Raw genomic sequence first — 7,690 nt, forward strand, 5'->3', positions numbered from 1 at the left:
CTCCTCGCCGACCTTCCACTTCGCCGACTTGACGAACTGGAACACCCCGATGGGCCACCCCTGGTTCCAGGCCCGCAGCGCGAGCCCGAAAGCCGCGGTGGACTTCCCCTTCCCGATCCCGGTGTGCACGACGACCAGCGGCCGGTTCCGCCGCTGACGGGTCGTCAGTCCGTCGTCCGGCACCACACTCGGCTGTCCCTGCGGCACTACGCGGCCCTCCTCTGTACGTCCTTGACCAGCCCGGCGATCGAGTCGGCCCGCAACTCGTCCAGCGTCACCGCGGTACCGCCCAGTTCACCGGCGAGCTGTCCGGCCAGCCCCAGCCGCACGGGCCCGGACTCGCAGTCCACGACGACCGAGGCGACGCCCTCCGCGGCGAACAGCCGGGCCGCCCGCCCCGCGAGGGCGACCGGCTCGGGCCCACCGGTGGCCCGGCCGTCCGTCACCAGCACGACCAGCGGGCGCCGCGCAGGATCCCGCAGCCGCTCCACCCGCAGCACCTCGTGCGCCCGCAGCAGGCCGGCCGCGAGCGGGGTGCGCCCACCGGTCGGCAGCGTCTCCAGCCGAGCGGCCGCGGCGTCCACCGACGAGGTGGGCGGCAACGCGACCTCCGCGGCAGACCCCCGGAACGTCACCAGGCCCACCTTGTCCCGCCGCTGATACGCGTCGAGGAGCAGCGACAGCACGGCCCCCTTCACCGCGCTCATCCGCTGCCGCGCCGCCATCGACCCGGAGGCGTCCACGACGAACAGCACGAGGTTTCCCTCGCGCCCCTCACGCGTCGCCTGCCGCAGATCGTCGCGCCGGACCACGAGCCCGCGCCCCGACCGACCCCGCGCCCGCTGATGGGGTGCGGCCGCCTGCACGGTGGCCGCCAGGTGCAGCTTGGTCAACGCCCCTCGGGGCCGCCGGGCACCGGTCGTCCGCCCGTGCTCGGTCCGCGCACGGGACCGCCGCCCCGCCACGCCGTCCCCGAGCCCGGGCACGCTGAGCACCTTGGTGCGGAAGGGCTCGGAGGCCCGTGCGGCGGACTGCTCCCCGGCACCGGCACTGGACGCCTGCGGCTCGCCACCGTCCCCCGCCTCCGGCCGCGCACCGGAATCCCCGTCGGCCCGGGGCCCGTCGTCCGGTGGCCCGGACGGCGGCTGCCCGCCACCCCCACCGGGCCCGTCCGGGTCGGGTTCCTCGTCGCCCTCCCCGCCGAACTCCTCCAGCGTCTCGTCGAGCTTGTCCTCGTCGAGTCCCGGCGCGTCGAAGGGATTACGGCGCCTGCGGTGCGGCAGCGCCAGCAGCGCGGCCTGCCGCACGTCCTCCGCGAGCACATCGGTCCGCCCGGCCCACGCGGCCAGCGCGGTCGCCGTGCGCGCCATCACGATGTCGGCCCGCATGCCGTCCACCTCGAACGCGGCACAGGTCGCCGCGATCTGCCGCAGCGCCCCGTCGCCCAGCCGCACCGACGGCAGCAACTCCCGCGCGGCGACGATCCGTTGCCGTACGGCCGCCTCCTCGTGCTCCCAACGGGCGGCGAAGCCGGCCGGATCGTCGTCGTAGGCGAGCCTGCGCCGTACGACCTCCACCCGCTGGTCCGGCTCCCGCGAGGCCGCGACCTCGACGGTCAGCCCGAACCGGTCGAGCAACTGCGGCCGCAGTTCGCCCTCTTCCGGGTTCATGGTGCCGACCAGCAGGAACTTGGAGGCGTGCCGTACCGAGACGCCCTCGCGCTCGACGTACGAGGCCCCCATCGCGGCCGCGTCCAGCAGCAGGTCGACGAGGTGGTCGTGGAGGAGGTTGACCTCGTCGACGTAGAGGATGCCCCGGTGGGCGTCGGCCAGCAGCCCCGGCTCGAAGGCCTTCACGCCCTCCGCGAGCGCCCGCTCGATGTCGAGGGCGCCGACCAGCCGGTCCTCGGAGGCGCCGACGGGGAGTTCGACCATGCGGGACGCCCGCGAGGTGCCCTGCCCCGGTTCATGGGGGCCGTCCGGGCACGAGGGGTCGGGAGCCGCCGGGTCGCAGGAGAACCGGCAGCCGGGGACGACCGCGACCTCGGGCAGCAGCGCCGACAGCGCGCGTACCGCCGTCGACTTGGCGGTGCCCTTCTCGCCGCGCACCAGCACTCCGCCGACCGCCGGTGAGACGGCGTTCAGCAGCAGCGCGAGCCGCAGGTCGTCCTGGCCGACGACGGCCGTGAACGGAAACGGGGTACTCACTTCTCGTCACCCTCCAAGTCGCCCTCGAGCTCCAGGTACGTGGCCCGCAGTCGCTCCAGCGTGTCCGCGTCCGGCTCGGCCCACAGTCCACGGTCGGCGGCCTCCAGGAGCCGTTCCGTGATGCCCCGCAGCGCCCAGGGGTTGGACTTCTTCATGAAGTCCCGGTTCTCCGCGTCGAAGACGTACTCCGCGCTGAGCTTCTCGTACATCCAGTCGTCGACCACGCCCGCCGTGGCGTCGTAGCCGAAGAGGTAGTCGACGGTCGCCGCCATCTCGAAGGCGCCCTTGTAGCCGTGCCGCCGCATGGCCGCCATCCAGCGCGGGTTGACCACCCGGGCCCGGAAGACCCGGTGGGTCTCCTCGCCCAGCGTCCGCGTCCGCACCTGGTCGGGCGTGGCCGAATCACCCACGTACGCCTCGGGGTTGGTGCCCGTGAGGTGGCGGACCATGGCGACCATGCCGCCGTGGTACTGGAAGTAGTCGTCGGCGTCGACCAGGTCGTGCTCGCGGGTGTCGACGTTCTTCGCGGCGACGTTGATCCGCTTGAAGGCTGTCTCCATGTCCCCGCGGGCCGCCCGTCCGTCGAGCCCGCGCCCGTAGGCGTAGCCGCCCCACACCGCGTACACCTCGGCGAGATCGGCGTCCGAGCGCCAGTTGCGGGCGTCGATCAGGGGCAGCAGCCCGGCGCCGTAGGCCCCCGGCTTGGACCCGAAGATCCGGGCGGTCGCGCGCCTGCGGTCACCGTGCTCGACGGTGTCCTCGTCGGCGTGCGCCTTCACGAAGTTGCGGTCGGCCGGCTCGTCCAGCTCCGCCACCCTGCGCACGGCGTCGTCGATCAGCCCGACCACGTGCGGGAACGCGTCCCGGAAGAACCCGGAGATCCGGACGGTGACGTCGATGCGGGGCCGCCCGAGCTCCTCCAGGCCGATCACCTCGAAGCCGGTGACCCGCCGCGAGGCCTCGTCCCACACCGGCCGGCAGCCCAGCAGCGCCAGGATCTCGGCGATGTCGTCGCCCTGGGTGCGCATCGCGGACGTGCCCCAGACCGTCAGCCCCACGGACTTCGGGTACTCGCCGGTGTCGGTCAGGTACCGCTGCACCAGCGAGTCGGCGAGCGACTGCCCGACCTCCCAACTGAGCCGGGAGGGAATGGCCTTGGGGTCGACGGAGTAGAAGTTCCGGCCGGTCGGCAGGACGTTGACGAGTCCACGCGTCGGGGAGCCGGAGGGCCCGGCCGGCACGTACCCGCCGTCCAGGGCCTTGAGGATGTGCCCGATCTCGTCGGTCGTGCGGGCGAGGCGGGGGACCACCTCGGTGCAGGCGAACTCCAGCACGGCGACGGCCTCGGGCAGTTCGGTGCCGAGCACGTCACGGACGAGACCCGGGACGGCCGCCGCGTCCCAGGACACGGCCTCCATGCCCTCCACGACCCGCCGGCACAGCTGCTCCAGCAGGTCGATCGCGTCGGCGGCCGTGCGGGAGGGTCCCTCGACGAGGTCGGACAGCTCCACCGGCACCTTCACCGGGGCCCCCGGCTCGGCGAGCAACTCCTTCTCCACCAGCCCGAAATGGGCGGCGAAGCAGGCCCGCAGCCCCGGCAGCGCGTTGGCCTGTCCGCCCCACACCTGGGAGGCGCGCAGCACGGCCAGCACCAGGTTCACGCGCGCCTCGTCGACCGGTCCGCCGCCGAGGATGTGCAGCCCGTCCCGGATCTGCACGTCCTTGATCTCGCACAGATAGCCGTCGATGTGCATGACGAACTCGTCGAACGCCTCGTCGTCCGGCTGCTCGTCGACATGCAGGTCGTGGTGGAGCTCGGCCGCCTTGACCAGCGTCCAGATCTGGGCGCGCACGGCCGGGGCCTTGGCGGGGTCCAGGTCGGAGACGAGCGCGTACTCGTCGAGCAGCTGCTCCAGCTTGGCGAGGTCGCCGTAGGTGTCGGCCCGTGCCATCGGCGGCACCAGGTGGTCGACGACGGTGGCGTGTCCGCGCCGCTTGGCCTGGGTGCCCTCGCCGGGGTCGTTGACGATGAACGGGTAGATCAGCGGCAGCTCCCCGAGCACCGCGTCCGGGGCACAACCCCCGCTCAGCCCGAGGCCCTTGCCCGGCAGCCACTCCATCGTGCCGTGCTTGCCCATGTGGACGACCGCGTCGGCGCCGAACGAGTGGTCCAGCCACCGGTAGGCGGCCATGTAGTGGTGCGAGGGCGGCATGTCCGGGTCGTGGTAGATCGCGATCGGGTTCTCCCCGAAGCCGCGCGGCGGCTGGATCATCACGACGACGTTCCCGAACCGGAGGGAGGCGAGCACGATGTCGTCCCCGTCGACGTACAGCGAGCCGGGCGGCTCACCCCACGCGTCCACCATGGCCTGCCGCAGCTGCGGGTCGAGCCGGTCGAACCACGCCCGGTAGTCGGCGAGCGGCACCCGCGCCGGCGCGGAGGCCAGCTGGTCCTCGGTGAGCCACTCGACGTCGTGCCCGCCCGCCTCGATGAGCCGGTGGATCAACTCGTCGCCGCCGGAGGGGTATTCGGTGAGCGAGTACCCGGCGTCCCGGAGCGCGTCCAGCACCCGTACCGCCGAGGCGGGCGTGTCCAGGCCCACCGCGTTGCCGACCCGGGAGTGCTTGGTCGGATACGCGGTGAAGACCAGCGCGAGCTTCTTCTCGGCGTTCGGCTTGTGCCGCAGCTGCGCGTGCCGCACCGCGATCCCGGCGACCCGCGCGGCCCGCTCCGGATCGGCCACGTACACCGGTACGTCGTCGGGCCCCTGCTCCTTGAAGGAGAACGGCACGGTGACGAGCCGTCCGTCGAACTCCGGGATCGCGACCTGCATGGCCGCGTCCATGGGGGACAGGGCCGCGTCGGACGCGTCCCAGGCCGCCCTGGACGTCGTCAGGCAGAGCCCTTGCAGCACGGGCACGTCGAGGTCGGCCAGCGCCCCGATGTCCCAGGCCTCCTCGTCACCGCCGGCCGAGGCCTGCGAGGCGTGGGTGCCGCCGGCGGCGAGGACGGTGGCGACGAGGGCGTCGGCCCCCGCGAGGATCTCGTAGAGCCCGGCGTCGGCTCCGCGCAGCGAACCGCAGTACACGGGAAGGGCGTTGGCACCCTTCGCCTCGATCGCCTCGCACAGGGTGTCCACGAAGCCGGTGTTGCCGCTCAGTTCGTGGGCCCGGTAGAAGAGCACACCGACGGTGGGGCGGCCGCTCTCCCGCGCGTAGGAGCCGTGTACGCCGTACTCCGGCATCCGGTGCGGCTCGACGAACCCCTCACCGGTCAGCAGCACGGTGTCGGAGAGGAACCGGGCGAGTTCCGCCAGGTTCGCCGGGCCGCCCTCGACGAGGTACTTGAGCGCCTCGGCCACCACGCCGGCCGGTACGGACGACTCGGCCATCAACTCGGCGTCCGGCACGCTCTCCCCGCCGAGCAGGACGGTCGGGATCCCGGACGCCTTCAGGGCGGCCAGCCCGCCCTCCCAGGCCCGCTTGCCGCCGAGCAGCCGTACGACGGCGATGTCCGCCCCGTCGAGGAGCGCGGGCAGCTCGCCCTCGACATCCACCCGGGTCGGGTTCCCGATCCGGTACGCGGCGTCCGTGGCGGCCCGGGCCGCCAACAGGTCCGTGTCGGCGGTCGACAACAACAACACTGTGCTCATGCGGGCGCTCCCGGTGGAATGAAAGGCAGTCCTTGTGGCGCGCCGGACTCGATGAGCCGCCACAGCGCGTCCGTGTCCGCGTGCTGTTCGATCAGGTCGCCGAGCCGGTCGAGCTGCTCCTCGCGCAGCCCGGCGAACGAGGTGTCGGGGGCCGGCACGAAGCGGCGGCCCGCGGCGGCCGCCACCTCCCGCAGGAAGGCCCGCCTGAAGCCGTCCGACTCCAGCGAGCCGTGCCAGTGCGTGCCCCAGGTCTGGCCGACGCGGCAGCCGTCGAGGAAGGGACGGCCTCCGTGGATGTCGGCGACGCCGTGATGGATCTCGTAGCCCTCGACCCGCTCGCCGAGGGCCTCGCCCACCGGCCGGGTCAGGGTCTTCTCCCGCGCGAACCGCACCCGCACGGGCAGCACGCCGAGGCCGTCGACCGCGCCGGCCCGCGACTCGACCTCGTCCTCGATGTGCTCGCCGAGCATCTGGAAGCCGCCGCAGATGCCGAGGACAGGCCGCCCCTCGGCGACCCTGCGCCCGATGGCGTCGGCGAGCCCCCGCTCGCGCAGCCACTCCAGGGCGCGGACCGTCCCGCGGGTCCCGGGGATGACGACGAGGTCGGCGTCGGCGAGTTCCTCCGCCCGGTCCACGAACCGCACCACGACACCCGGTTCGGCGGCCAGGGCGTCGACGTCCGTGAAGTTGGACATCAGCGGGATCGCGCAGACGGCGACCCGCAGCACGTCCTCGCCCACCGGAGGGCTCACCGCGGACTCCCGGACCGTCCCGCGCAAGGAGACCCGGAGTCCGTCCTCCTCGTCGATGCCGAGGCCGTGCCGGAAGGGCAGCACGCCGTAGGTGTGCCGCCCGGTGAGCCCGTGGAGCATGTCGAGTCCCGGCTCCAGCAGCGAGACATCCCCCCGGAACTTGTTGACGAGGAACCCAGCGACCAGCCTCTGGTCCTCCTCCGAGAGCAGCGCGAGGGTCCCGAAGAAGGAGGCGAAGACGCCGCCGCGGTCGATGTCCCCGACGACCAGCACGGGCAGCTGGGCGTTGCGGGCGATCCCCATGTTGACGATGTCGGTCCGCCGGAGGTTGATCTCGGCCGGGCTCCCGGCTCCCTCACAGATCACCGCGTCATACGTGCCCCGCAGCTCGGCGAGACAGTCGAGCACGGTCCCCAGGAGCCGCTGCTGCCGCCCGCCGTGGTATCCGCGGGCGCTCAGCTCACCGACCGCTCTGCCGAGCAGCACGACCTGACTGCTCTGCTCGCCACCGGGCTTGAGCAGCACGGGGTTCATGAGCGCGGTCGGCTCGACGCGGCAGGCCTGCGCCTGCATGGCCTGGGCCCGCCCGATCTCGGCGCCCTCGCGCGTGACGAACGAGTTGAGGGACATGTTCTGCGCCTTGAACGGCGCGACCTTCATCCCCTGCCGCACCAGCCACCGGCAGATCCCGGCCGTGACGACGCTCTTGCCGGCGTCGGAGGTGGTACCGGCGACGAGAAGTCCTCCGCCACTCATGCGCTGCGCCCCTTCACCAAGGCCCGCGCGGCGACACCGACGCCGAGCGCGAGCAGCCCGACGCGCCGCGACAGCCGCGCGGCGCGCTCGATGTCGTACGGGGCGACGGCGCGCCCTTCCCCGTGCAGCACCGGCCGGTGCTCGACCCGCCCCGCGTACGAGAGGGTCCCGCCGAGCCGCACCCCCAGCGCCCCCGCGAACGAGGCTTCCACGGGCCCGGCGTTGGGACTCGGATGCCGGTGCGCGTCCGCCCGCCAGGCCCGCACGGCACCCCGGGGATCGTCCCCGGCGAGGGCGGCGAGTACGGCGGTCAGCTGCGCCC

At 73.3% G+C, this 7,690-nt stretch carries 5 protein-coding genes; all 5 read right to left on the minus strand.

The features are described 5' to 3' along the window. The coding region (locus EHS43_RS31670) for a cob(I)yrinic acid a,c-diamide adenosyltransferase (RefSeq protein WP_185806498.1) at positions 1 to 207 on the minus strand (207 nt) is incomplete at its 3' end. Beyond that, the gene (locus tag EHS43_RS31675; protein WP_125194121.1) at positions 207 to 2,207 is read right to left on the minus strand and encodes a putative cobaltochelatase; all 2,001 of its coding nucleotides are present in this window, start codon (positions 2,205 to 2,207) and stop codon (positions 207 to 209) included. The genes EHS43_RS31675 and EHS43_RS31670, both read right to left, overlap by 1 nt. Then, complete coding sequence (gene cobN, locus EHS43_RS31680; RefSeq protein ID WP_125194122.1) at positions 2,204 to 5,860, minus strand: cobaltochelatase subunit CobN; 3,657 nt, start codon at positions 5,858 to 5,860, stop codon at positions 2,204 to 2,206. The genes EHS43_RS31675 and cobN overlap by 4 nt, the downstream gene beginning before the upstream one ends. Beyond that, positions 5,857 to 7,368, minus strand: a complete 1,512-nt coding sequence (locus tag EHS43_RS31685) for a cobyric acid synthase (protein WP_125194123.1) — start codon at positions 7,366 to 7,368, stop codon at positions 5,857 to 5,859. The genes cobN and EHS43_RS31685 overlap by 4 nt, the downstream gene beginning before the upstream one ends. Further along, positions 7,365 to 7,690: cobalamin biosynthesis protein (locus tag EHS43_RS31690; RefSeq protein ID WP_185806499.1), on the minus strand; the 326-nt coding region annotated here is incomplete at its 5' end. The genes EHS43_RS31685 and EHS43_RS31690, both read right to left, overlap by 4 nt.

Source organism: Streptomyces sp. RP5T (assembly GCF_003933965.1).
Classification (GTDB): domain Bacteria; phylum Actinomycetota; class Actinomycetes; order Streptomycetales; family Streptomycetaceae; genus Streptomyces.